The organism is Naasia aerilata (assembly GCF_030296595.1).
GTDB classification, from domain to species: Bacteria; Actinomycetota; Actinomycetes; order Actinomycetales; family Microbacteriaceae; genus Naasia; species Naasia aerilata.
The window spans coordinates 2,442,426-2,466,157 of the sequence record NZ_AP027731.1 but is presented as its reverse complement, the minus strand read 5'-3'; the positions used below and the strand labels follow the sequence as shown (position 1 = coordinate 2,466,157).

The following is a 23,732-nucleotide window of genomic DNA, read 5'->3' as shown; positions in this document are numbered from 1 at the left end:
CGTAGCGACGAGCGCGGCCCGTCTACGCACCGCGCTCGTCGTTACAGGGCGCGCTCGGCGAGCGCGGTGTGTACCCGCACCGCGCCCGGTGCATCCCCGAGAGGAGCAGACGCGACACGGGCCCGCGAGAACCAGCCACGTGACCGGCTCTCATCCCTGCTCGACCTCCCGGCCCACGGCTGCAACGAGGGGCGAAGCCTCTGCGGACCGGGGCTGATTTCGAGACGCCCGCTTCGCGGGCTCCTCAATCAGCGGGCAGCGGCGTATGACCCGGCCGCGGCCCTCTCGTATCGCCAGCGGGCGCTAGCGGGCGGCAGCGGGCAGGGCCGGCCCAGCTCAGCGGGAGGCGGCGGACGTCAGCCGCTCCCCCGCCGCCGCGAGGAAGCGGGAGAACTCCTCGTCGCCGTGCACCTCGTAGTCGACGTCGGCGGGGATCCAGACGAGCGCCGCGAGGAGCTCCTCGTTGCTGCGGCCTCCGATCGGCCAGCGGGTGCGGCCGTCGCCGGCGTCCTCCGCTGCGCCCGCCCAGGCGCCGAAGTGCTCGCGCATCGCCGCCAGCGGCATGCCGAGCAGCACCTGCGCTCGCCGGGACTGGCGGGACGAGCCGGCCGCCACGAACTGCGCCGCGTCGGCCGCCGGGAGCGGTCGCGGGGAAAAGGGGACGCGAGTCTGCGTGAGGTCGCTGATCCGGTCGACGCGGAAGGTGCGCCAGTCCCCGCGGTCCCGGTCCCAGGCGACGAGGAACCACGCGCGGTCCCCGGCGACGAGGGAGTGCGGCTCCACCACCCGGCGCGACTCCACCCCGTCCGCCGCGACGTAGCGGAAGCGGATCCGCTCCGTGTCCCGGCAGGCGAGCGCCAGCTGCCCGAGCAGGTCCGGCGACACCGGCGCCGGGCCGGTGCCGCCCGGCTGCACGGAGCCGCCCAGCGCGTTCACGCGTCCCCGCAGCGCCGGCGGCAGGAGGTGCTCCAGCTTCGCGAGCGCCGTCAGCGCGGTGACGCCGCCGTCCGCGAGGGCCTGCACGGCGGCGGCACGCAGGCCGACGGCCATCGCGACCGCCTCGTCGTCGGTCAGCAGGAGCGGCGGCAGCGCCGATCCGGCCATCAGGCGGTAGCCGCCGGCCACCCCCGGGACCGAGTCGACGCGGTAGCCGAGGCCGCGGAGGCGGTCGACATCGCGGCGCAGCGTGCGCGTCGTCACGCCGAGCCGCCGCGTCAACTCCGCGCCGGTCCAGTGCCGGTGGGTCTGGAGGAGGTCGAGCAGGGCGAGCACCCGCGAGGTGGTCGTCGTTCCGCTCATGCGCCGATTCTCCTCCTATTGCGGACCGATCCTGTCCTCGATCCTCGGAAGGCTGGATGCACGGGAACAGGCCCGGAGAGGAGACACGAAATGGACTGGAAGATCGAGCTGCTGGCGGTGCCGGTGTCGGACATCGACCGCGCGAAGGAGTTCTACGTGGACAAGCTGGGGTTCGTGGCGGACTTCGATCAGGTCGTCGACGAGAACCTGCGCTTCGTCCAGCTGACGCCGCCCGGATCCGCGTGCTCCATCGTGCTCGACAAGGGCATGACGCGCATGGAGCCGGGGAGCCTGGAGGGCATCCAGGTCGTGATCCCGGATGCCGACGAGGCGCTCGCGAAGCTGCAGGCGGCCGGGATCGAGGCCCGGGGTGTCGTCGAGTGGCCGTGGGGGCGCTTCGTGTTCTTCAGCGATCCCGACGGCAACGGCTGGTCGCTGCAGGACATCACCGCGATCCGCGCGGCACGAGCGGCACAGGCGGCCGAGACCGCAGCAGGAGCCTGAGCCGAGAGGCGGGCGGCACCGGCCGAGAGGGCGATCCGCCTCCCCTGCGGATGGGCCGGACGAAGCTCAGGGGTGGCAGAAGCTCCGGCTGTCCTCGTCCGCAGGGGATGGTCTCTTCGGTTCGGGTGTGGGAACGATCCTTCGTTCGCCACTCCCAACTTTCCGAGCCCCGGACGAGGCGAGCGAGGGCCGAAGGTCCCAGAGCCGTCGGGGCGCGCCGTGTTCCGAGCGACCTCAAGAGAAACGTGGTCAACGGCGACTCCGAAGCGGTATCGTTCGAGGAATTCCGGGACGTTAGTCCCGCTCCCAGTGGCTGCAGGAATGAGCCAATGAGTGTCGACCCTTATCGGATCCAGTTCCCGGACCTGCCGCGGTCGGAACTCGAGCGGGCCATCGAGGAACTCGTCGAGAAGGCCGGCCACGTCCTGGCCACACAGGGCCGGCTTCGGCACCTGCTGGCCGCGTCGCGCGCAATCGCAGAGGACCTCGACCTCTCGCTCGTGCTGATGCGGATCGCGCAGTCGGCGGTGGACCTGGTGGGTGCCAAGTACGGGGCGCTTGCGGTCATCGGACCCAATGGAGAGCTCGAGGAGTTCGTACCGGTAGGCGTCGATCAGGCGACGGCGGAGCGCATCGGCAGCCTCCCCGGCGCCCACGGGCTCCTGGGCGCGCTCGCGACCGCCGCCCGCCCCGTGCGCCTGGAGCACCTGACGCGGGATCCCCGCTTCTCGGGCTTCCCACCGCACCACCCGCCGATGGACAGCTTCCTCGGAGTGCCGATCCGCGTCCGCGGCGAGGCGTTCGGCAACCTCTACGTGACCGACCGGATCGCGGGCGGCGGATTCCTGGCGGAGGACGAGGAGCTGCTCCTGTCGCTCGCCTCCTCCGCGGGCATCGCGATCGACAACGCGCGCCTGTTCGGCGAGACGCAGCGGCGCCAGCGCTGGGCGATCGCCTCGGCCGAGGTGAGCGCGGCGCTCCTCGACGAGGACGTCCACGAGCCGCTCCTGATGGTGGCGGATGCGGTGGCGCACCTGACCTCGGCGGCGACGGTCATCGTGATCCGGAAGACGGCCGCCGACGCGCTCGTCGTCGAGGCGGCGTGGGGCGATCGGACCGAGGTGTACACCGGCCGCGTCTTCCCGCGTGAGGGCACAGCGAGCGGCCGCGTGATCGAGTCCGGCACGCCGCTGCTCCTCGACGGCCTCCACATCCAGGTGGCCGGCGACGAGGACCTCTTCACGGGTCCGGCGATGGTGCTCCCGCTCTCGGGGGCACGCGGACCGTACGGCGCACTGGTGGTCGTCCGGCCGAGCCGGTCCCGGCGCTTCGAGGAGTCGGACCTCGACATGGCGGCCGACTTCGCCGCCCACGCGAGTGTCGCGCTCGAGCTGCGGGACGCCCGCCGGGTGCGGGAGCGCATCGCGCTGCTCGAGGATCGCAGCCGGATCGCGCGCGACCTGCACGACAACGTCATCCAGCGCCTCTTCGCCGCGGGACTCTCCCTGCACTCCCTCGACGTCGACGCGATGCCCGCGCCGCTGGCGGGCCGCGTCCACGCCGTCAACGGCATGCTGGACGAGGCGATCACGGAGATCCGCAAGTCAGTCTTCGCCCTGTCCACCGACGAGAGCGGAGCGACGGCGCGGCACCGGCTGCTCGACGTGGTGGGCGAGGCGGCGGGCGCCTTCCCTGTCCCGCCGCGCATCGTGTTCGAGGGCTCGGTGGACGAGTGGGCGCCGCCCGCGCTCGTGGACGATCTGGAGGCGGTCCTGCGGGAGGGACTGTCCAATGCTGCGCGGCACGCGGGGGCGTCGGACGTCGCTGTCAGTGTGAGCGCCGACGCGAAGGAGGTTCGGGTGATCGTGGCGGACGACGGACAGGGTCCGGGAGACAGCGCGCGCGCAAGCGGGACGGCGAATCTGCAGGCTCGCGCGCGCGGGTGGGGCGGCGCCAGCGTGCTGCGCCCCGGGGAGAAGCAGGGCGCGGTGCTGGAATGGCGGGTGCCGACACCACCACGCAAGGCCGCATCGTGATCCGGGTGTTCCTCGTGGACGACCACGAGCTGGTGCGCCGCGGCATCGGCGACGTCATCGAGCGTGAGGACGACATGACGGTCGTCGGCGAGGCGGGGACGGTCCGCTCAGCGGTCGCCCGCGTGCACGCCACGGTGCCGGACGTGGTCGTCCTCGACGTGCGCCTGCCCGACGGGACGGGCATCGACGCGTGCCGCGAGATCCGCTCCCAGCACCCGACCATCCCCTGCCTGATCCTCACGGCCTTCGAGGACGAGTCGGCGCAGGAGGCGGCGATCCTCGCCGGCGCGCAGGGCTGGCTGCTGAAGGACATCCGTGGAGCCGGCCTGGTGACGGCGCTTCGGCGAGTCGCTGCGGGAGAGCAGCTGATCCGCGAGGACATCCGCAGGCGCGCGCTGAGCCGGCTGCCGCTGCCCGTCGCCGCGGGCTCCGAGGAGGTCGAGCTCACCCTGCGGGAGCGCCAGATCCTGGCGCTCATCGCCGACGGGATGACCAATCGTCAGATCGGCGAGAAGCTCCAGCTGGCGGAGAAGACCGTGAAGAACTACGTGTCCGGGCTGCTCGACAAGCTGGGGCTCGAGCGGCGGACCCAGGCGGCCGTCTACGGCGTGCGCCGTCAGGAGGCGGGCGAGCAGCACTCCTGACCCCCTGGGCCCCGAGCGGATAGGTTGTCGATATGGCGGAGCTGCCTGGAACGAGCGGGCCGTCCAGCGTGCCCGCGGCGTCCGGTCCGCCGGCTCCCGGCGCACCGGGGAACGGCGTACCGGCGACCGGCGTCCCGCTCCCCGCACGCCGACTGTCCGACGTACCCCCTCCTCCCCCGCGTCCCCCGATGTCGGACCGGACCCCCGCCCCCGTTCCGGCCACCCCGAAGCCGGACCGGGTCCTGCGGCTCTCCCGGATCCTCTGGGGCCTCAGCTTCGTGGCGGGCGTCCTGCTGCTCGCAATCGCGTTCCTGCGCCGCAGCCGCCAGTTCGAGCTCCTCCGCGGGTTCGTCTCGGACGCGGAGCCGGGCTACGACGCGTCGACCGTCGACACCGCCGCGACGGTCGCGTTCTGGGGAGCACTCGCGGCCCTCGCGGTGTTCACCGTGGCCGAGATCCTGCTCCGGGGTCCCGCCGAGCGGCGCGCGGGGGTCCGCTGGGTGCTGCTGCTCGTGCTCGTCGTGCATGGGACGGTCGCTCTCGTCGGCGAGGCGTTCGTCGCCCTCGCCGAGGGGGCGGTGGCGTTCCGCTGGCTGCTCGGCGCGCAGCTCGTGCTGGGGGCGGCGGCGCTCGCGGCGGCCTCCCTACGGGGTCGTCGCGCCCGGCGCCGCGAGCAGGACGGGCTCGGGGCCGCCTGAGCGGACGCCGGCGATGATCCCCTCGCAGCTGCGGGCGACGATCCTGCAGACCTCTGCGACGGCGCGCGCGGTCAGCGGGTTCTCGGCCAGCGTCCGCCAGCGGCGCAGCGCTGCGACGGCCGCGGCCTCGATCTCCCCGGCGGGTGCGTCCTCCGGCAGTCCCACGCGGGCGGCCGGGGCGGAGCCCGCGCCGCCGATCAGCCGCTCCGCCTCCTCGGCGCGCTCTCGGGACAGTCCGATGCCCGCCGTCCGCGCCTCGGAGAGCAGCCGCAGCTCCGCGAACTCGTGCGCACCGGCCTGGATCCGCTCCAGCATCGCCGACAGCCTTTCGGCGCCCGCTCGCGGCTGCTCCCGCACGAGCGTCTCGACCCCGATCAGCGCCGTACGGGCCTTCAGCTGGTCCGCCCGGGCTTGGAACTGATCCGCCAGCGAACGCAGCAGGGGGTCGAGGCCGCTGTGCCGGGTGAGCTCCGCCGAGAGCGCGCTCGAGTCCGGCACCCCGCTGCGGACGAGGACGCAGGCCAGCCGGATGCCGAACAGCCCGAAGCGGGCGAGGAGCGACCGCCGCAGCTCGGGACTCACCTCCACCTGGTCCGTCGGGCGGACGAACCGGTCGGCGGAGACGAGGAGGCGCTCGCGCGCGTCCCGGTCGAGCGCGGCGAGCTGGGCGAAGGCACTGAACTCCGACTCGCGCAGGGTCCGCGCGCTCTGCGCGAGCAGGCCGGCGACGGGCTGCACCCCCAGGGCGAGGGCGCGGAGGCTCCCGTCCCGCCGGTAGCGCTCGGCGACGTTGCGCGCCGACATCAGGGCGTCGATGCGGCCGGCTCCGATCTCGTCCGCCCGGGACAGGACGGCGAGCGCGTTGACCGTGCCGGAGCGCCCGACGCCCGTGTCGCGGAAGGCCTCGAGGAAGGTGAGGTCCGCCGCGTGCAGGTGACGGAGCAGGTACACGACGGCGTCCGCCTGCGACGGCGCGTCCTCCGGCGTGAGGAAGTCGAGCGATCGAGCGGAGGTGGCGCCCGAGACCGAGGCGATTCCCGGGGTGTCAATCAGGGTGAGGGATCCGAGCCGCGCGGAGGGCCACTCCACGACGAGCCGGTCGACGTCCTCGGCAGGCGTCCCGGCGAGGTCGAGGACCAGACGGCCCTGCCCACGGGTGACCGGCAGGGGCAGCGACGATCCGTCCCGTCGGTGGAGCGTCACGCGCGGCGTGATGCCGTGCCGGTACCAGGTGACGACGCGCGTGCACTCTCCCGCATCCGTCGGCGCGATCTCCTCGCCGATGATGGCGTTGAGGAGCGTCGACTTGCCGGCCTTGACCATGCCGGCGATCGCGACGCGGAGGGGCTCCTCGAGGCGGGTCCGGTAGCCGACCAGCGCCGAGCGGGCGGGAGGGTCGTCGCCGTACACCTCGAGCGCCGCCGTGATCAGGCCCAGCGCCGCCGCCACGGGGAGCCCGGGCGCCGTCCCGGTCACGTCGCCGCCGGAACCGGCGCCGCGTCCTCGGCAGGCGCCTGCTTGCGCAGCGCCTCCACGCGGCGCAGCTCGGCGCGGATCTCCTTGGTGCGCTGCTCGCGCTCGGCCGCGAACATGTTCGCCGCCTTCTGCGCCGCGAGCACCGACGCGCCCAGCGAGCGGTGGTGCTCGTCCGCGATGTCCGTGAAGTGGTCCCGAATGCCGCGCTGAACCAGACGGAGCCGGTCCTTCAGCTGCTTGCCCACCTGGAAGACGACCTCGTCCACCTGTTTGTGCACGAGCGCCTTGGCCTCCGCCTGGCGCTTGAGCAGCCGCGCCTCCCGATCGTCCCGGTAGGCCTTCCGGCCGAGAAGGGCGCCCGCGGCGACCGAGAACGGGTTGATCAGGCTCAGACCGAGCAGCCCCGTGACGAGACCGACCATGAGGATGCCGCCGTACGACCCCCGCATGCCGATCACCACCCGCTGCATCCCGCCGACCTCGCCGAGATCGAGCGCCGGCACCGGCTCGACCGGATCCAGCACGTGATCGATGCTGTCGACGCGGATGGTGGGCAGCGGCACGTCGCCCTGATCGAAGTGCTCGGCGACCCGCGCGGACAGCCATCGCGCTCGCTCGTCGGTCCACACGAACGTGTCGGACACCGCGGCGGTGACGCGCTGCTCGAGCCAGTCCATCAGCTGATCCCAGACCGGGCCCGGGTCTCCCCGTCGATCGCCTCGTCCGCATCGCGCTGGATGCTGCGCATCCGGTCGCGGAGGTCGTGCTCCATGTCCGAGATGAGGTCGCTCACCCCGTCGTTGAGGGTCACCTGCCATCGGGAGGACCGCCGCCGCAGCTCGTCGGTCCGCTCGCGCGCCGCCTCCAGCTCGGCGACGACCTGGGGCGTGCCGTCGGGATTCACGAGTGCGCTCAGCTCGGCCTGCAGGGCGAGGGCCAGGTGCTCGGTCACCGACCGCAGATCGGCCGCCACGGAGCGGCGCTGAACCGCCTCCGCCTCGCCCAGGATGCGGCGGCGCAGGTAGGCGACGAGGTCGGGGAATCCAGACTCCGTGTTGAGCTCCGCGTCGCCGAACCGGCCGGCCTGCAGGCGCAGCTCGGAGGAGACCGGGAACATCGGGATCCCGGGGGTCACCGAGTCGAGGTGGCCGCGGTCGATGGACTGGATCTCGCGCCAAGCCGGGTACAGGTCCGTCTTCGTCAGCACCGCAGCGACGTTGGGGCACATCCGGAGCGCCTGGCGAAGGAACTGCAGCTCCGGCTCCGTGTACTCCTGCGACGCGTCGGACACGAGGAGCATCGCGTCCGCGGTGGGCAGTGCCGTCAGCGTGGTCAGGGAGTGCGCCGACTCGAGCCCGCCGACCCCGGGCGAGTCGACGACCGCCAAGCCGCCGGAGAGCACCTTGCGCGGCAGGAACACCTCGGCGGCGACCAGGCCCTTGGCGTTGCCCGGGTTCCCCTTCTCCGACACGGCGTCGACCAGCTCGTCGAGGGCGAGCGGCCGGCGCTCGAGCACGGGCTCGCCCTCCGCGCCGCCCGTGCCGGGGCGAGGGGCGACGACGACCGCGGACGGCTGCTCGCCGTAGCGGACCACGGTCGGCACGGAGGTCGCGATGTCGTCGTCGACCGGACACACGGGCGAGCCGACCAGCGCGTTGATGAGCTGGCTCTTGCCCTGCTTGAACTCCCCCACGACGATCACGCGGATGTCGGGATCACGCAGCCGCTCGCGCGTCTGCTCCAGGCGGTGCTGCAGGTCGGGGCGGGCTGCGACGCGGGCGAGCTCGATGCCCTGCTCGATCAGTCCCACCAGGTCGGCCACGGCGTCTCCTTCGACAACCTTCGCGTGCACCCATCATGCACAGACGAAGGCCGAGCAGGAAGCGGGAGCTTCCTGCTCGGCCTGGGGGATTCGGCGTCGGGTCGCCTTCTCCCCTTTTCTTCTCGGGTGGCGGCCGGGTGCTACATCTGGTCGTCGTACTGCGGGTCGTGCCCGTCGGTCTCGACGTCGACATCGTTGTGGGCGATGACGGTCGAGTCGTCGATGGAGGTGAACTCCGCTTCGAGGTCGTCGAAGGCGACGTCGGTGGACTGGTCGTTGAACGAGTCGTCGAAGTCGGCGTCCACGTCCACGTCGGTCGAGTTGTCCGAGTTGTCCGAGTTGTCGGAGTTGTCCGAGTTGTCCGAGTTGTCGTTGAGCGAGTCGGAGACGTCGACGTCCACGTCGGTCGAGTTGTCGGAGTTGTCCGAGTTGTCGCTGTTGTCCGAGTTGTCGCTGTTGTCCGAGTTGTCGTTGAGCGATCCGTTGAGGGAGTTGTCGAGGTCGACGTCCACCGAGTTGTCGGTCGAGTTGTCCGAGTTGTCGTTGAACGCGTTGTCCAGGTCGATGTCGGTATCGGTGTTGCCGATGTTCACGTCGTCGCCGGCGTAAACATTCGTCGAGTGGTCGTCGGAGTTGTCGACGCTCGCGTCGCGGCCACCGGCAGCCGAGCCGTCGCCGGAGGCGACGATCGCGTCGTTGTCGAAGATCTGGTGGACGTCGCCGAGGGCCCAGACGTTGGACGTGACGGCGTTGCTCGTCACCGTGTCCCGGTCGTCCAGGTTCGTGTAGGAGAAGTTGTTGACGACGGAGGTGAGTGCCTGGACGGCCGGGGAAGGCTGTCGCCGCCGGTTCCCTCGACCGCACCGCCCGGTCCGCTGTTGTGCGCATCCCCACCGTCCACCGAGTTGCCGCCGGTGCCGAGGACGGAGCCGCTGATCGCGGCGACGGGCGCCATGTCGAGGATGACGGGCATCACCGCGTCCACGTCGTCGGTGCACACCCCGCCGAGGCCGGCCGAGTCGAGCGCACCCTCCGGGTCGTGGAGGAAGGCGGATGCGGCCGCGGGATCGCGCAGCAGGTTCATCAGGAATTCGAGCAGAAGGGCGGTGATCGACATCAGGGGTGCTCCTTGCGGGGGTGGTGGGCAGCGGCGCGGGTAGCGGGGCGTTGGCCTGGGGAAGCCGATCCGGTGATCGACGACGCTCACGCTAGGCGGCGGCTGCGGCCGGGAGCATCGGCGTTCGGCCCCCTGGGCGGGAGCCCGCGGTGCGGGGTATCGGGCGCCGCGGGTTAGGGGGAAGGGGGCTTCCGACCCCCTCCTACTCCGGATCGTCCGTGTCGAGCGCCAGCCGGAGCTGCGCGAGGAGGTCCGACCGCGTGGTCGCGTCGAGGCGCTGGCGGATCCGGGCGACGTGGTGCTCCACGGTGCGGGGAGAGATGAAGATCGCCTCCCCGATCTCGCGGTAGTTCTTGCCGTCGAGCACGAGGCGGGCCACCTCCCGCTCGCGGGCGCTGAGCCCCGTGTCCTGTCGCGCGCCCTCCTCCCGGACCCGGACCGGACCCGTTGCCGGATCGGCGCGACCGGCAGGGGCGCCCCGGCGGACTGTGAGGCGTGCAGGTCGCGCGCGCAGGCGAGCAGTCGCGTCATGTCCCGCCGCTCCTCGGCGTGCGCGGCGGCGTGGCTCGCGAGCCGGGAGCCGTCCCAGGTCAGGCCGACGGTGGCGAGTCCACGAGCGGCCTTCTCGACGGCGGCGGCCTCGAAATCGCCGGCGAGCACGGAGACCCATGCACGTCCGGCCGCGGCGAGGACCGCGGCGGGCCGGTTGTGCTCCGCCGCCCGCAGCAGCGCGGAGGCGTGTGGGGCGAGGTCGGCCGGGCGGTCTGCCAGGATCGCCGCCTGCACCGCCGACCAGTGCAGCGGCACGGCCCAGAGCGGCGGCGAGCCGAGCCGATCGAGGATGCGCCAGGCCTCGTCGAGCTGCGGCGCCAGACGCTGGGTGTCCCGGAGGCGGGCGGCCGCAACCGCGAGCTCGCCGACCGGCAGCAGGCTGTAGAGGTCGACCGGCAGGTGCAGGACGCTCTCCCGTGCGCGCTGCCACGCCCGCACGAGAGCGGGGACGTCGTCGGTGCGGCGGGCCAGTCCGACCTCGAGGGCGCGGAGGAGGAGCTCGTCCCGTGGTGTGAGGGCCCGCGGCGCAGCCACCGCGGCGCCCATGGCCTCGCGCGCCCGTTCCGGGCGGTCCGCCTGCATGGCGACCCACGCGCGCAGCAGCAGGAGGCGTGGGCGCGCGGCCTCGCCGCCCTGTCCGCCCGCGAGAGCCGAGGCGAGCACCGACTCCGCCACCGCCAGGTCGCCCGAGCTGATCGCGACGAGGGCGGCGAGGACGGCCGGCAGCTCAGGCAGGGGCACGACCTGGTTCGACGCGGTGAGCATGTCCGACGCCCGCACGAGCGCCGCCAGGGCGCCCGCCTCACCCTCGATGGTTCCGAGCATCCCCTCGGCCATCAGCGCCGCAGCGACGGCGGCACGACCCGGTGACCTGGCCTCCGCGGGCACCGCCGACATCCGCTCGGCGCCGGCTCGGTCACCTGCGGCCAGCATGGCCACGACGGCGAGGGGCGCCGCAGGTCCGGCTCGCTCCGCCCCCAGCCAGCGGCACGTCTCGGCGGCGCGTGCCAGCATGCCCCGCCCCTCCCACAGAGCGACGGCCGTCGCCACCGCGCGAGGAAGGTCCGGCGGATCCTCCTCGGCGAGCAGTTCGTCGAGGAGCGTCCAGGCCGTCTGGCCGTCGCCCGCCGCCCACGCCCCCTGCGCCCGGCGTGCCGCCAGCGCGAGCGGATCCGCGCCGGCCGCGATCGCCTCCCGGTAGGCGGTGGCCGCCTCGGCGGGTGCCGCGGGCAGCAGCGCGTCGCCGCGATGGGCGAGCGCCTGCGCCACCCGGCGATCCCGGAGACCGGCATGGGCGAGGCCGGCGGCGATCGGCTCCAGCGGGCGCCCTTCGTCGACGTAGGAATCGAGCAGCACGCGCTGCAGGAGGTGCACGTGGTGCGCGGGTGTCCCGCCGAGGACAGCGTCCCGGAGCAGGGGCGGCACGCTCTCGTCGGCCAGCAGAAGCCCGGCCGCCCGCGCCTCCAGCACCAGGGCGTCCACGTCCCCGGCGCCCTGCAGGGAGGGCGGGAGGGTGCCCGACAGATCGAAGCCGACGGCGAGGGCGACGAGAAGCTCGTGCACGCCCTCGTCGAGCCCCTCGAGCTCGCCGCCCAGCTGCTCGATCAGCTCACGCGAGGCGAGGACGTCGGGCAGGGCGCGGCCCCGTGGCGCCGCGGCGAGCACCCGGTGCACGAGCCAGGGCAGCCCACCCGTCAGCTGCCGGATCGCCTCCACGGTGACGACCGGGGGCGGCGATCCGGTGACCGCCGCGGCGTGGGTCGCGAGCTCCTGATGGGTGAGCGGACCGAGCACGACCGGCGGATGGTGCTCCTCGAGCGCAGCGGTGAGCCGTCGCAGCTCCGGTCGGTGCGGCCACATGCGATGGGCGACGACGAGGTCGAGGCGCGGCTCCGCGAGCAGAGCGGTGAGTCGCTCCAGCGCCGCGACCGGCGCCGCGTGGGCGTCGTCGATCACGAGCGCGGCGGGGCCGAGCGGCGGCCGCTCGGGCGCATCCCGCAGCACCGGTATGCCGGCCGCGCGATAGCGGGAGGCCACCTGTTCGAGCAGGGCGGTCTTGCCGCTGCCGCCCGGGCCGGCGATGCCGACCGCGATCCGCCCGCGAGGCGAGGTGACGAGCTCATCGAGCAGGGCGGCGGCAGGCGTGCCGGGGACCGGATGCAGCGGTCCAGTTCTCGGGTGAACCGGGCGCACGAGCCGTCACCCCGCCGAGGGGCCGGGTCCTCGCCGCCGTCCGCCTGGACGGCTTCCGTGGTGTCGCCGGTGTCCGTCGGCGGAGGCGTCTCGGTGCTGCTGGGGTCGGTGGTCGTGCCGGTGCCCGGGTCCGGTTCCGTCCCGGGATCCGTGCCGCCCGTGCCGGGATCCGTGCCGCCGGTTCCGGGGTCGGGCTCGCCCGTTCCGGGGTCGGTGCCGCCGGTTCCGGGATCCGTGCCGCCCGTGCCGGGATCCGTGCCGCCGGTGCCAGGATCGGTGCCACCCGTCCCCGGATCGGTGCCCCCGTCCCCGGGGCGGTCCCGCCCGTCCCCGGGTCGGTCACCGTGCCGTCGCCGGTTCCCGTTCCCGTGCCCGTGTCCGTTCCCGGAGTGGTGTCGCCCGGATCGGCGACGGGGTCCGTGGTCGTCCCTGTTCCGCTCGACGGCGTTGCAGCCTGGGTGGGCGTCCCCCGGTGCCGCCGGCAGGCGTTCCGGCCGACGGTGCCGGCTGCGTCATCGACACCGGCGTGAACACCGGACTCGCTCCCTCGTCGGGAGCGGTGACGAGGTCGAGCGTGGTGTCCTCGGGGGCCGGAGCCGACTGCGCATCGGAGGCGGACGGCGACTCGGCGGGGAGCTCGGTCGCGGCGACGGCGTCGGATCCGTTGCCCTCGGCGTGGGCGGCCTCGGACGCGAACGGGTCGTTGCCGACGGCGGTCGGTGAGGCGGGCCCCGCGAACACGAGGACGCCTGCGATGGCAGCGGCCGCCAGCAGCACCGCGCGCGTCCGGAGGCTGCTCAGGTCGCCGCCGCCCGAGGCGAACGCCGCCACCCCGGCGCCGAAGCGCGGCGGGTGCGGGGCGTAGGGCAGGGCGATCGGCTCCGTCGGCGTCGGGACGGGCTCCGTCGACGCCCCGACGGGCAGCTCGACAGGCCGCAGGGCTGCGGCCGCTGCCGCTGCGGCCCCGAGCGAGATCGCGGCCTTCGGGTCGGTGTCCACAGCGACCGGTCTGCCGAGCTCCTCGGACACGAGCTCCGCGACGAGCGGGATCCGCGACGACCCGCCGACGAGCAGAACCACACTCAGGTCCTGGACGTCGAGGCCCGCCGACTCGGCTGCGGAGGCGAGCAGCGCGATCGTGTCGCGGATGGCCTCCTCGATCATTCCCTCGAACTCCCCGCGTACGAGCCGGACCTGGGTGTGCAGTCCGGGCAGCATCACCGGGATGGTCGCCTCGCCGTCGAAGGAGAGCGCCTCCTTCGCCTCGACGCAGTCGCTCCTCAGCCGCGCGAGCGCGAGCAGCACCTCGGGGTCCTCCGCGTCGAGGCCCTCGAGGCGCTCCTGCAGTGCGCCGGTCACATGGCGCACGACCGCATCGTCGAAGTCGCGCCCGCCCAGCTGCTCGATCCCCTGCGGACGGCCGAGGACGGCGAACCGATCCCGGTCGCCCGCCCGCACGACGGCGACGTCGAACGTCCCGCCGCCCAGGTCGTAGACGGCGACCGCGGCCCCCGCGGCGACGCGCTCTTGACCGGCGTAGTGCCGCGCTGCCGCCTCCGGCTCAGTCACGAGGAGGACATCGTCGAGGCCCACCTCGCGCAGCGCCGCGCTCACCAGACCGAGCTTGTAGGAGCCCCACGCCGCCGGGTGCGTCAGCGCGACCGCTTCGGGCGCCGCACCCTCGCGCTCCTCGACCCGGTCGACCACCCATCGGGCGACCGCGGCGTACAGCTCCTCGGCGGGCAGCGAGAGGTCGCCGACCACGATGGGAACGGCGTCGCCGATGCGCGATTTGAACTCGCGAACGAGCCGATCCGGCGCAGCCCGGCCCCGGCGCTCTGCCGCCTCCCCCACGAGGATGCGGCCGTTCTCCGGCACGAACGCCACCGACGGGACGACGCTCCGCTGGCTGCCGAGCTGGACGGGAAGGGGAACCGCAGAGGGCTCGTCCACCGCGAGCACAGCGGCCGCGGTCGTGCTTGTTCCTATGTCGACACCGAGGACGTACGCCATCGAAACACCCCTACGTGCCCCCGCCCCGGGCAGGCGGTGGCGGCCACACTACTCCCGGCCGCTCGCCGGGGTAATGGCTTTTTGCGCCCCATCAGACGACTCCAAGGTGAACGGGACCACGCCACGGCGAACCGCCCGCCGGTAGAGTTCTCCGATCAGCAGGGCGACGGAATCGAGGGCGCGGGGCGCGACGCGACCGCCTGCGCCTGCCGGTCCGCCCTACGCGGCGCGCGACTACTTCCCGTCGGGGCGGATCCGCTGGGGACTCCCCGCCGCGGCCCTTGCGGTCGGCGTCATGGCGGTCGCTCCCCTGGCCGGCCTGCTCCTTCCGCAGGACGGTGCGGTGTCGGATCTCCTCCGTGTGGCCGGGCCGGCTCTGATCTACGTCCTGCTGATCGCCGGGATCGCGGTCCTCGGCCGGCGCCGCGGCCTCGGCTCCCTCTCCTCGGACTTCGGCCTCCGCATCCGGCCGGTCGACCTGCTCCTCGGCCTCGGGGCGGCGGTCGTCTACGAGCTGGCGCTGATCCTGGTCGGGCTGGCGCTGTCCGGAGCCACCGACGATCGCCCGACCAGCAACCTGACGGTCTTCGACTCCGTGGCCCTGCAGGCGGCGTTCTCGGTCGTGGTCGTGGTCGTCGGGCCGCTCGCCGAGGAGCTGCTGATGCGGGGGCTCGTGCTGCGCGCGCTGCGCAACGCGATCCTGCGGCGCTCCGGCGGCGGTCCACCGACCGAGGGCCGACGTCGCGCGGCGATCGACATCAGCGTGATCGGCTCCGCTCTCGTCTTCGCCCTGCTGCACCTGCACGAGGCCCACGACCTCGTCACCGCCGTGGCGCTCTTCTCCGCGACCCTCCTGCTCGGGCTGATCACCGGGTGGCTCGCGTCGAGGACGGGCCGGCTCGGACCCGGGATCGTCACGCACGCCCTCGTGAACGGGCTCGCGCTCACCCTCGCCCTCTCCGTGTGAGGAGCGGCGGGACCGTGGTCTCGAGGGCCTGATTTCGAGACGCCGCCCTGCGGGCGGCTCCTCAATCATCGGTGGAGGGCCCGGCCCCTGTCCGCCCAGAACACCGCTGATTGAGGAGATCGCGCAGCGATCGTCTCGAAATCAGCGACGGATACGCGCGGCTTTTCCCCCGCGGTGAGCGCGGGCCTGCCCGCTGCGACTCAGCCGGAGATGTGCTCGTGGTCGAACGGGGTCGTGACCCCGCGGTAGGTGAGGGCCATCATCATGCCCTGCTCGGCATGTTCGAGGTTGTGGCAGTGGTCCATCCAGATGCCCGGATTGTCCGCCTCCACGAGCACCTGCCACACCTCGCCGGGCTGCACGTCGAAGGTGTCGACCCAGAGCGGAGCGCCCGTGGCCTGCACGCCGTTGCGCGAGATGACGAGGGCGTGATGGCCGTGCAGGTGCATGGGATGCGTATCCCAGCCGCGGTTGACCACGGTGAGCCGGAGGACGTCACCCTCGGTGACCTCGATGTTCTGGATGTGCGGGAACACCGCGCCATTGACGGTGTACGCGTTGGACGGGACGCCGCGGAGGAAGCGCGGAAGCCGGTCCAGCACGAGGCTGGCGTCGCGCGTGGGCGCGGGCGCATCCAGCGCTCCGCGCGAGCCGTAGGAGAGCAGGTCGAGGTCCGGTGCGGACGCATCGGACGCGAGCTTCAGCGGGTCCGAGCCGTCCGGTCCGAAGCCGACGGCGACGCGCGCCGACGCGTCGGTGCCGATGCGGACCCCGTCAGCCGTCACCGTGAACACGACATCCATCCGCCCGCCGGCCGGTAGCCGCAGACTCTCGGCGGAGACGTCAGTGGGCCCGCTCAGGTCACGCCCGTCGACGGCGACCACGCGATAATCCGCTCCGCTGACGCGGAAGCGGCGTGGCACCTGATCGGTGTTGATCAGGCGGGCGCGGACCGTCGTGCCCTCGGCCGCCGGCTCGGTGCGGGGCAGGTCGGAGTCGCCGAGCCACACCGCGGAGCCGAAGCTGTGCAGGGCGATCGTCGCGTCGACCTGCTCCGGGACGCCGCCGGTCGGCAGCACCACGAGCGTTCCGTACAGGCCGTGGCGGATGCCCTCCGCGCTCGCCTGGTGGGTGTGATACCAGTACGTGCCCGGCTCGTCTGCGGTGAACCGGTAGGTGAACGTCTCCCCGGGCAGCACGGCGTCCTGAGTCGCGCCCGCGACGCCGTCCTCGCCGTTCGGCACGTCGTAGCCGTGCCAGTGCAGCGTCACCCCCTCGTCGATGTCGCGGTTCCGCAGCACGACCTCGACGAGGTCACCCTGGTCGACGCGCAGCTCGGGGCCGGGCAGGGACCCGAAACTCCACGCCTCCACCTTCTTCCCGCTCGTCGCCGTCACCGTCTGGTGCCCGGCGGTGAGCTCGAAGTGGCGGAGCGTCCCGGGCGCGTTCGACGCCGTGCGCAGATCCGCGACCGACACGCTCTGAGCGGGGTCCGCGGGGGCCGTCGGCGCCTCATTCGCGTTCCGACCGTGGGGTCCGCCATGCCCGAACGGGCCGGCGTGATCGGAGAGCGCGACCGCGACGGCGACGTCGGACACCCACGAGTAGCCGACCGAGGTCACCAGCAGGAGTGCCGCCAGCGCCGACGCACCGACCACCTGACGCCGGACCCTGTTCACCAGGAGCGCGTGGGCGAGCCACCCCGCGAGCAGGACCAGGCCGACGAGGACCGCGGCGGAGAGCGGGGAGATCGCATATCCGAGCACTCCGCGGGCGACGAGTCCCACCACGGACGAGGCCGCGGCAGCGACCAGGGCCGCTGGGGCCCACCGCGACATCCGCCAGGGCACGCCTCGGGCGGCTCTGAGGAGCGCCGGCAGCACGAGAACCGCCGCGAGGACGCCGAAGACGAGCTGCACCGGCACCGCGAAGAGCGTCTTCTCGACGCCGAACCCCCACGCCCGCTCGGTCAGGGCGAGGGCGGTGGCGGCCTGCCCCAGGACGGCGAGAATGGCCGCCGCCACGGCGGCCGTGCCGAGAAGGCCCGACCGCCGGGACGGCGTCTTCGTTGCGACCAGCACCGCTCCTGTCCACGCGGCGGCGGCGAGAGCGCCGAGCGCCAGGTCGAGCAGGAGCAGCAGCGAGGTGCTCACCTCGGGCGGATGTCCTCCCGCTCACCCTCCGAGACGACCGGCGCGGCCGTGCGGGCAGCAGGAGCCTCCCCGCGCGCGTGGCGGATCGCGCGGCCGACGAGAATGCCGCTGAGCGCGATGATGGCGAGGCCGTTGAGGCCGTGGAAGCCGAGCAGGATGCTGGCTCCGACGGGGATCTCGGGCGTCTCCGGGCCGATGTTGAAGATGACACCGGTGAGGATGAAGATCACCGTCTGGAGCAGAACCAGCAGGAAGACGATGACGGTCATCCAGATGGTCCGCCTGCCGGCACGGGCTCCCGCCGCGGCGAGGATGTTGACGAGGGCGAGGATGCGCAGCACGACGGCCCCGTTGAAGCCGTGGATGCCGAACAGCTCACCCTGGCCGGTGCTGAAGTGTCCGAGCGCCGCGAAGTAGAGCTGCAGGATGGTGTCGAGAGCCAGCAGCACAGCTGTGACGACGAAGACCTTGCGCATGGAAATGTTGTCCCCTCACGAGAGACATCCGCCGTCGCCGTCTCCGATGACGGCGACTACCAGCGAATGCTCAGCGAAAGGTACTACTGCGCGCGGTCCTCGCGCCAGAGTCCTCAGATCCGTGACGCGTGACCGGACAGGATGCGCACGAAGTCGGCCAGGAACGCCTCCCGGTCGACGTCGAGGACGACGAGGGTGTCGGGGGCCGGAGTCGTCTCCCAGCTGACGGGAAGCCCGTTCGCGGTCCGCATCAGGTGCGCGCGGGTCGCGAAGCCGTCGCTCGTGATGTTGACGGGGCCCCGTGCGGACGACGTGATCCACTCGGGCTGCACGAGGAGGGCCGCCGCGAGCCCGTCGTGCGCCGGCGAGACGCGCCTGCCCCAGGCCACCTGGTAGAAGTCCATGTAGGCCTCGAGGATCTGCGCGGAGAAGGTGCCCCACGAAGTGCCCGCTCGGTGCAGGGCCTGCACCGCCTGCTCGTCGACGATCGTCGGCGCCGTCGCGTTGACGCCGACCATCACGAGCTCGGTGCGCGGCGCGGCGAACACGCGAGCGGCGGCCTCGGCGTCGTTCTGGATGTTCGCGTCGACCATCTGGGAGACGCCGAGCGGCGGGAACGGCCCCGAGCCGCCCATGATCACGGTGGACCGGAACAGCGTGAGCAGGTTCGGCTCGATCTCGAGCGCGATCCCCACGTTGGTCAGCGGTCCGACGGGCAGCAGGTCGTAGTAGCCCGGCCGCGACCGGGCGAGCTCGACCAGCAGCTCCGCGGAGCTGAGCGGCGAGAGGTTCTTGGGCGAGATGGGGGTCGACCACAGGTCGCCCAGCCCGTCCTTGCCGTGCACGTGGCCGGCGATCCGCGGCTCCCCGTTGATCGGTCCCGCCGCACCGCGCGCCACGAGCGTGTCCTCGAGCCCGGCGACCTCGAGGACGCGCGCGATGTTGGTCAGCGCTGACTCGACGGGGGTGTTGCCGTACACGCTCGTGATGGCGGAGACCTCGACGTCGGGTCGGCCCGCCAGGTAGAGGAGCGCGAGGGCGTCGTCGATCCCGGTGTCGGTGTCGAGGATCACGTGGCGGAGCTGAGCGTCGGACATGGGTCCTTCCAGGGCGGGAGCGAGCGGTCAGGAGACGGTGCGCCGGGCCGCGCCGAAGCGGATCCGGGTGGCGACGAGGACGAGGAGGGTGATCGCGTACGGGGCGGCGTCAGTGAGCTGGGAGGGAGCACCCAGCCCCTGCAGCCGGAAGCCGAAGGCCTCCGCCGCGCCGAAGCCGAGGCAGGCGACGGGCAGCCACAGGGGCGGCTGCCGACGAGCATGACCGCCGCCACCGCGATCCAGCCGCGACCGGCCGTCATGTTCTCGGTGAACACCGTGACGTTGCCGAGGGCGAGCTGGGCTCCGGCGATGCCGCACAGTGCGCCCCCAGGATCGTCGTCCAGGTCTGGGTGCGGGCGACGTCGACGCCGAGGCTGGCGGCGGCCTCCGGGTGCTCGCCGATGCCCCGCAGGCGCAGGCCTCCGGCCGTGCGGCGCAGCCACAGCCCGGCCGCGATGCAGAGCACGAAGGCGAGCGGCACGAGCACCGTCTGTCCCCCGAACACCTCCCCGAGCACCGGGATGCCCTTGAGGAACGCCATGGCGGGGATGCCCTGCAGGCCGCGCGGTGCGAAGGTGCCGGACACGTCGAAGAGGACACGGAGGAGGAAGCCGGTGAGGCCGAGCGCGAGCAGGTTCGTGCCGATCGCGATGATGATGGGATCCGCCCGGAACCGCGCAGCGCCCACGGCAAGGACCACCGCGAAGAGCGCGGTGGTGACGATCGCGATCCCGATCCCCGCCCAGGCGCTGCCCGTGTAGTAGCTGCCCGCCACCGCGGCGAACGCCCCCAGAGCATCTGGCCTTCGAGCGCGATGTTGAAGACACCCACCTGGGCCGAGAGCGCGCCGGCGAGTGCGGCGTAGAGGACCGGGGTCGCCGCGAGGAGCACGGCGGCCACGAAGCCCCACTCGAGGACGTGCATCAGTGCTCGCTCCGTCCGGTGCGGCGCGCGTCGAGCACGGTGCGGAGGGCGAGGACGACGATCACGACGCCCTGGAGGAGGTCGGACAGCTGGCGCGGGACTTCGGCCGTGCGCTCCATCGCCGCCCCGCCGACCTGGAGCACGGCGAAGAGGATCGAGGTGATCGGGAGGAGCAGGGGGCGTCCGCCGGCGAGCAGCGCCGCCGCGAAGCCGGCGAACGTGTACCCCGGGGAGAGCAGCGCGCCGTCGATGAGCCGGTACGGCGCGGACAGCACGATGACGGCGCCCACGATTCCCGCTGCGGCGCCCGCAGCGGCCATGGCACCGAGGGCGAGCCGGCCGACGACGATGCCTCCGTACGCCCCGAAGCGGCGGTTCGCGCCGACCACGCGCAGCTCGAAGCCGACGGCGCTGCGGGAGTCGACGATCCAGAAGATCGCGAGCATGGCGAGGATGATCAGGAGGCCGACGTTGCTGTAGGAGAGGCCGCCGATCGCCCACATGCGCGCGTTCTCGGGCAGCCTCTCCGTCTGAGCGACGCCCGAGCCCGCCTCGGCCAGCGGGTAGCGGATCAGGAACGACACCACGGCGACGGCGACCGGTGACAGCAGCAGCGTGCTGATGATGATGGGGATGTTGAAGCGCGTGGCGAGCGGGGCGGAGATCGCGCCGAAGCCGCCGGCCAGGACGGCTGCGGCGACGAGTGCGAGCGGCACGGCGAGCGGGCCGGGCAGCGCGCCCGCCACGACGACCGCGGCCAGGCCGCCGAGCACCAGCTGGCCGTTGCCGCCCAGGTTGAACTCGCCCATCCGCAGCGGGATCGCGGCGGCGAGGGCCATCCCGCAGATGAAGCCCCAGACCGAGAGCGTGTAGTCGAGGCTGTCCGGCTCGAGCGCCCCCTCGAGGACGGCGGCGTAGGCGGCGATCGGATCGAGGCCCGCGCCCGCGATGATGACCGCGCCGATCAGGAGGGCCAGCAGCACCGCGCCGATCGGCACGACGGCCGGGTGCCGGGCGGCCACGGCGAGCAGGCGCCGAGCGGTGCCGGTGCGCGGCTCGGGCGCCTCCGTCGGCGGCGCGGCCGTCACGATGCGGCCCGGTGCGGCTCGCCTGCGCCCGCCATGGCGGCACCGATGCGGGCCGTCGTCGCCTCGGCGCGGGAGTACTCGGCGACGATGCGCCCGGCGAACATCACGAGCACCCGATCGGCGAGGGCCTGCAGCTCGGAGATCTCGTGCGAGACGAGCAGGACCGCTCCCCCGTCCGTGCGGTAGTCGAGAAGGCGCTGGTGGATCGACTCGATCGCCCCGATGTCGACCCCCTGGGTCGGCTGCTCGGCGACGAGCACCGGCGCCTGGTGGGACAGCTCGCGCGCGATGACGACCTTCTGGGCGTTGCCGCCCGACAGCGCGCCGACGGGCAGCCGCCCCCGACGTCCGCACGTCGTAGTCCGCGATGAGGCGGCGGGCCATGTCGCGCTGAGCGCGCAGCGAGATCCACCCGCGCCGCCATCCGCGGGAGGCGCCGATCGGCGCGGTGCGGTGATGGCCGAGCGCGAGGTTCTCGGCGGTGGTCATCGTGACGGCGGTGCCCTCGCCGCGGCGGTCCTCGGGAACGACCGCCAGCCCCAGCGCACGCCGCCGCCGCACGTCGAGGTCCGCGAGGTCGCGGCCGAGCAGGCGGACCGAGCCGCCATCGGCCGATCGGAGGCCGAGGATGGCCGCGACGACCTCGTGCTGGCCATTGCCCGATACGCCGGCCACGCCGACGATCTCGCCCCGGCGCACGGCGAAGGAGACGTCGCGCACCCGGTGCACGCCCCGGTCGGCGACGGTCAGCCCCTCCACCTCGAGGACGACGTCGCCCGCCTCCCCCGATCCGGGATTAGCGACCTCCTGCACGGTCCGACCGGTCATCGCCTGCACAAGGTCGGCGCTCGTGGCCTCCGCCGTGCGGAAGCGCCCGGTCACGCGTGCGTCGCGGAGCACGGTGACCTCGTCGCTGACCGCGAGCACCTCGTGGATCTTGTGGGTGACGAGCACCACGGTCGCGCCCCCGTCCGCCGCACGCCGCAGCACGGCGAAGAGCGAGTCCACCTCGTCCGGCGTGAGCACGGCGGTCGGCTCGTCGAGGATCAGGACCTCGGCGTCGCGGTGCAGGGCCTTCAGGATCTCCACGCGCTGACGGGCGCCCGCCGAGAGGCGGCCGACGATCGCATCGGGGTCGGTGTCCAGCCCGTAGCGGTCGCTGAGCTCGCGCACCCTGGCCGCCGCGGCCGCCCGGTCGAGGATCCCCCGCCTGGTCGGCTCGGCCCCGTAGACCACGTTCTCCGCGACCGTCATGGTGTCGAACAGCCGGAAGTGCTGGTGCACCATGCCGAGGCCCGCGGCGATCGCGTCGAGCGGCCCGCGGAAGTGCTGCTCGACGCCCTTCACCAGGATCGAGCCGGCATCCGGCCGCACCAGCCCGAAGAGGATCGACATGAGCGTCGACTTGCCGGCGCCGTTCTCGCCCATGACCGCATGGATGGTGCCGCGCCGCAGCACGAGGTCGACGCCGTCGTTGGCCACGACGGCGTCGAACCTCTTGCTGATGCCTCTCAGCTCTGCGGCGGCGTCCGTCATCCGGCGGTCAGCGGGTCCTGGACCTTGAGCTCTCCGGAGACGATCTGGTCGCGGACGGCCTTGACCTTCTCGATCACGTCGGGGTGGTCGGCGATGAGGCACTGCGAGTCGGCGACCCCGTCCTCGAGGCCGGTGAGGCCGACGCCGCCCTCCTTCAGGCCGTACTCGGTGGTGCCGCCGGTCTTGCCGTCGAGGATGTCGCCGACCGAGTTGAGCAGCGCCACGTCGACGCGCTTGATCGCGTTGTCGACGACGTTGCCGGGCGACTCCGGGCACTGGTTGGTGTCGACGCCGAACGCCTTGAAGCCGTTCTGCGCAGCGGCCTCGAACACGCCGGTGTTGCCGCCGGAGGCCGCGGCCTGGACGTAGTCCGCGCCGCCCTCGCCGAGGATCAGCGCCTGCGCCTTGGCACGGGCCTGGTCGCCGAACGGGTTGTCACCGCCGACGAACTGCACGCCGGTCTTCACGCCCTGGTCGACGCTCTGGGCGCCAGCGAAGAACGGATCGATCCAGCGGTGGATGAAGGGGTGTCGAGTGCCGCCACCACGCCGACGTTCTTCTTCTCCGACAGCAGGCCGGCCTCGACCCCGGTGAGGTAGGTGGCCTCGTACTCCTTGAACGCGGCCGAGGTGAGGTTGTCGGTGGGCTTCTCGGGAGTGGTGTCGATGAGGAGGAACTGCTGATCCGGGTGGTCGGCGGCGGCCTCGGTGAACTGGTCGAGAACGCTGAAGCTCACACCGATGATGACGTCGGGCTTCTCGCGGATCGCGGCATCCAGGTTCTGCTGGATGCTCGCGGGGTCCTCGCTCTCGTAGACGTCGACCTTGGCGTTGTACTTCGTGCCTGCGGCCTCGGCACCGTCGCTCGCGAGCTGGAGGAAGTTGTTGGAGCCGATCGGCGTCGGCGTGATGAGGATGAGCGAGGCGTCGGTGGACCCGGAGTCGGAGCCGGAGCCGGAGTCGCCCGATCCGCCGGACTTGGCGCCGGAACAGCCGGCGACGGTGGCGAGAAGGCCCACGGCCAACACGGCGGCGCCCGCCCGGCGCGTAAAGGAAGTCATAGGGGTCCCCTTGCGGTTCTGCTGTGGAGTGGACTGCGGCGGGCGCGACGGCGCTGCCTGAACCAGGCTAGGCGCGG

18 protein-coding genes and 1 pseudogene are annotated in these 23,732 nt (G+C 72.9%); 5 read left to right on the top strand and 14 right to left on the bottom strand.

Features of this window, described 5'->3' with window-relative positions; translation table 11 throughout:
• Positions 1–336: 336 nt before the first annotated feature.
• Positions 337–1,299, bottom strand: coding sequence for a helix-turn-helix transcriptional regulator (locus tag QUE51_RS12905; protein ID WP_286276771.1), 963 nt, complete (start codon positions 1,297–1,299; stop codon positions 337–339).
• 90 nt (positions 1,300–1,389) lie between these two features.
• Here QUE51_RS12905 and QUE51_RS12900 point away from each other — a divergent pair, with 90 nt between their 5' ends.
• From QUE51_RS12900 to QUE51_RS12885, 4 genes are all read left to right on the top strand, one after another.
• The gene (locus QUE51_RS12900; protein WP_286276770.1) at positions 1,390–1,803 is read left to right on the top strand and encodes a VOC family protein; all 414 of its coding nucleotides are present in this window, start codon (positions 1,390–1,392) and stop codon (positions 1,801–1,803) included.
• A 329-nt stretch (positions 1,804–2,132) separates the two neighbouring features.
• Complete coding sequence (locus tag QUE51_RS12895) at positions 2,133–3,839, top strand: sensor histidine kinase (RefSeq protein WP_286276769.1); 1,707 nt, start codon at positions 2,133–2,135, stop codon at positions 3,837–3,839.
• Positions 3,800–4,483, top strand: a complete 684-nt coding sequence (locus tag QUE51_RS12890) for a response regulator (RefSeq protein WP_286276768.1) — start codon at positions 3,800–3,802, stop codon at positions 4,481–4,483. Before QUE51_RS12895 ends, QUE51_RS12890 begins: the two co-directional genes overlap by 40 nt.
• Positions 4,484–4,671: 188 nt before the next feature.
• On the top strand, positions 4,672–5,181 hold the full coding sequence (locus QUE51_RS12885; protein WP_286276767.1) for a hypothetical protein: 510 nt from the start codon (positions 4,672–4,674) through the stop codon (positions 5,179–5,181).
• Here QUE51_RS12885 and QUE51_RS12880 read toward each other — a convergent pair.
• The 7 genes from QUE51_RS12880 to QUE51_RS12855 form a co-directional block, all read right to left on the bottom strand.
• The gene (locus tag QUE51_RS12880; RefSeq protein ID WP_286276766.1) at positions 5,128–6,657 is read right to left on the bottom strand and encodes a dynamin family protein; all 1,530 of its coding nucleotides are present in this window, start codon (positions 6,655–6,657) and stop codon (positions 5,128–5,130) included. The two genes, QUE51_RS12885 and QUE51_RS12880, sit on opposite strands and share 54 nt — an antisense overlap.
• Positions 6,654–7,334: a hypothetical protein gene (locus QUE51_RS18215; protein ID WP_350226659.1), complete on the bottom strand. Its 681-nt coding sequence runs from the start codon at positions 7,332–7,334 to the stop codon at positions 6,654–6,656. Before QUE51_RS18215 ends, QUE51_RS12880 begins: the two co-directional genes overlap by 4 nt.
• Positions 7,334–8,479, bottom strand: coding sequence for a dynamin family protein (locus QUE51_RS18210; RefSeq protein WP_350226658.1), 1,146 nt, complete (start codon positions 8,477–8,479; stop codon positions 7,334–7,336). The genes QUE51_RS18215 and QUE51_RS18210 overlap by 1 nt, the downstream gene beginning before the upstream one ends.
• 140 nt (positions 8,480–8,619) lie before the next feature.
• Positions 8,620–9,240: a hypothetical protein gene (locus QUE51_RS12870; RefSeq protein WP_286276764.1), complete on the bottom strand. Its 621-nt coding sequence runs from the start codon at positions 9,238–9,240 to the stop codon at positions 8,620–8,622.
• A complete protein-coding gene (locus QUE51_RS12865) occupies positions 9,237–9,596 on the bottom strand; it encodes an IniB N-terminal domain-containing protein (RefSeq protein ID WP_434017272.1) in 360 nt (119 codons plus the stop codon). The genes QUE51_RS12870 and QUE51_RS12865 overlap by 4 nt, the downstream gene beginning before the upstream one ends.
• 202 nt (positions 9,597–9,798) lie before the next feature.
• The gene (locus tag QUE51_RS12860; protein ID WP_286279380.1) at positions 9,799–10,266 is read right to left on the bottom strand and encodes a helix-turn-helix transcriptional regulator; all 468 of its coding nucleotides are present in this window, start codon (positions 10,264–10,266) and stop codon (positions 9,799–9,801) included.
• A 2,414-nt stretch (positions 10,267–12,680) separates the two neighbouring features.
• Entirely contained in the window at positions 12,681–14,354 is a 1,674-nt protein-coding gene (locus QUE51_RS12855) for an Hsp70 family protein (protein ID WP_286276763.1), read from the bottom strand.
• A 295-nt stretch (positions 14,355–14,649) separates the two neighbouring features.
• On the opposite strand from QUE51_RS12855, the gene QUE51_RS12850 reads away from it, so the two are divergent.
• On the top strand, positions 14,650–15,321 hold the full coding sequence (locus tag QUE51_RS12850) for a CPBP family intramembrane glutamic endopeptidase (protein WP_286276762.1): 672 nt from the start codon (positions 14,650–14,652) through the stop codon (positions 15,319–15,321).
• 200 nt (positions 15,322–15,521) lie between these two features.
• Here QUE51_RS12850 and QUE51_RS12845 read toward each other — a convergent pair whose 3' ends face one another.
• The 6 genes and pseudogenes from QUE51_RS12845 to QUE51_RS12820 all read right to left on the bottom strand — a co-directional run bounded on the left by QUE51_RS12845 (position 15,522) and on the right by QUE51_RS12820 (position 23,655).
• Complete coding sequence (locus QUE51_RS12845) at positions 15,522–17,474, bottom strand: multicopper oxidase family protein (RefSeq protein ID WP_286276761.1); 1,953 nt, start codon at positions 17,472–17,474, stop codon at positions 15,522–15,524.
• Positions 17,471–17,950 carry a DUF6220 domain-containing protein gene (locus tag QUE51_RS12840; RefSeq protein WP_286276760.1) on the bottom strand — a complete coding sequence of 160 codons (480 nt, stop codon included), beginning with the start codon at positions 17,948–17,950 and terminating at the stop codon, positions 17,471–17,473. Before QUE51_RS12840 ends, QUE51_RS12845 begins: the two co-directional genes overlap by 4 nt.
• A gap of 113 nt (positions 17,951–18,063) precedes the next feature.
• Entirely contained in the window at positions 18,064–19,047 is a 984-nt protein-coding gene (locus QUE51_RS12835) for a nucleoside hydrolase (RefSeq protein WP_286276758.1), read from the bottom strand.
• A 256-nt stretch (positions 19,048–19,303) separates the two neighbouring features.
• Complete coding sequence (locus tag QUE51_RS12830) at positions 19,304–19,822, bottom strand: ABC transporter permease subunit (protein WP_286276756.1); 519 nt, start codon at positions 19,820–19,822, stop codon at positions 19,304–19,306.
• Between the two features lie 148 nt (positions 19,823–19,970).
• Positions 19,971–22,595: an ATP-binding cassette domain-containing protein gene (locus QUE51_RS12825; protein ID WP_286276755.1), complete on the bottom strand. Its 2,625-nt coding sequence runs from the start codon at positions 22,593–22,595 to the stop codon at positions 19,971–19,973.
• A pseudogene (locus QUE51_RS12820) lies at positions 22,592–23,655 on the bottom strand (BMP family ABC transporter substrate-binding protein). The gene QUE51_RS12825 and the pseudogene QUE51_RS12820 overlap by 4 nt, the downstream one beginning before the upstream one ends.
• Between the last annotated feature and the right edge of the window lie 77 nt (positions 23,656–23,732).

What these genes read in the sequence shown, in the direction of transcription:
- QUE51_RS12905 (WP_286276771.1), bottom strand. Translation starts at nt 1,299, where the DNA reads ATGAGCGGAACGACGACCACCTCGCGGGTGCTCGCCCTGCTCGACCTC.
- QUE51_RS12900 (WP_286276770.1), top strand. Translation starts at nt 1,390, where the DNA reads ATGGACTGGAAGATCGAGCTGCTGGCGGTGCCGGTGTCGGACATCGAC.
- QUE51_RS12895 (WP_286276769.1), top strand. Translation starts at nt 2,133, where the DNA reads ATGAGTGTCGACCCTTATCGGATCCAGTTCCCGGACCTGCCGCGGTCG.
- QUE51_RS12890 (WP_286276768.1), top strand. Translation starts at nt 3,800, where the DNA reads ATGGCGGGTGCCGACACCACCACGCAAGGCCGCATCGTGATCCGGGTG.
- QUE51_RS12885 (WP_286276767.1), top strand. Translation starts at nt 4,672, where the DNA reads ATGTCGGACCGGACCCCCGCCCCCGTTCCGGCCACCCCGAAGCCGGAC.
- QUE51_RS18215 (WP_350226659.1), bottom strand. Translation starts at nt 7,334, where the DNA reads ATGGACTGGCTCGAGCAGCGCGTCACCGCCGCGGTGTCCGACACGTTC.
- QUE51_RS12865 (WP_434017272.1), bottom strand. Translation starts at nt 9,596, where the DNA reads ATGTCGATCACCGCCCTTCTGCTCGAATTCCTGATGAACCTGCTGCGC.
- QUE51_RS12860 (WP_286279380.1), bottom strand. Translation starts at nt 10,266, where the DNA reads ATGGGTCTCCGTGCTCGCCGGCGATTTCGAGGCCGCCGCCGTCGAGAA.
- QUE51_RS12855 (WP_286276763.1), bottom strand. Translation starts at nt 14,354, where the DNA reads ATGGCGTACGTCCTCGGTGTCGACATAGGAACAAGCACGACCGCGGCC.
- QUE51_RS12850 (WP_286276762.1), top strand. Translation starts at nt 14,650, where the DNA reads ATGGCGGTCGCTCCCCTGGCCGGCCTGCTCCTTCCGCAGGACGGTGCG.
- QUE51_RS12840 (WP_286276760.1), bottom strand. Translation starts at nt 17,950, where the DNA reads ATGCGCAAGGTCTTCGTCGTCACAGCTGTGCTGCTGGCTCTCGACACC.
- QUE51_RS12835 (WP_286276758.1), bottom strand. Translation starts at nt 19,047, where the DNA reads ATGTCCGACGCTCAGCTCCGCCACGTGATCCTCGACACCGACACCGGG.
- QUE51_RS12825 (WP_286276755.1), bottom strand. Translation starts at nt 22,595, where the DNA reads ATGACGGACGCCGCCGCAGAGCTGAGAGGCATCAGCAAGAGGTTCGAC.